The sequence below is a fragment of the Achromobacter sp. GbtcB20 genome, assembly GCF_019091095.1.
GTDB lineage: Bacteria > Pseudomonadota > Gammaproteobacteria > Burkholderiales > Burkholderiaceae_B > Achromobacter > Achromobacter mucicolens.
This window is the reverse complement of record NZ_JAGXJZ010000837.1, coordinates 1-241: the sequence shown is the minus strand read 5'-3', so window position 1 is coordinate 241 and position 241 is coordinate 1. Positions and strand designations below refer to the sequence as shown.

The following is a 241-nucleotide window of genomic DNA, read 5'->3' as shown; positions in this document are numbered from 1 at the left end:
CGGCACCACGTACAGCATTGCCATCTCGTAGCGCCCTTGCAGCCTCACCGTCAGGCGGCTGTAGGCCTTGGTGCCGGGCTCTGCCACCATGCGCTCGACCACTTCCTTCTGCAGCATGAAGTGCTGGTCCTCGACCAGGTGGGCAAACTCGGCCAGGTGGAACAAGAGCGGGCTGGAGATGTTGTACGGCGGGTTGCCGACCACGCGCAGCTTCTGCCCTTCCGGCTCCGGGATCGAACCG

The 241-nt window shown here is 64.7% G+C and carries 1 protein-coding gene; it reads right to left on the bottom strand.

Translation table 11 applies throughout. From position 1 onward, the window contains the following. On the bottom strand, positions 1-241 hold a 241-nt coding region (locus KVT32_RS31320; RefSeq protein ID WP_305864362.1), incomplete at both ends, for an rRNA adenine N-6-methyltransferase family protein.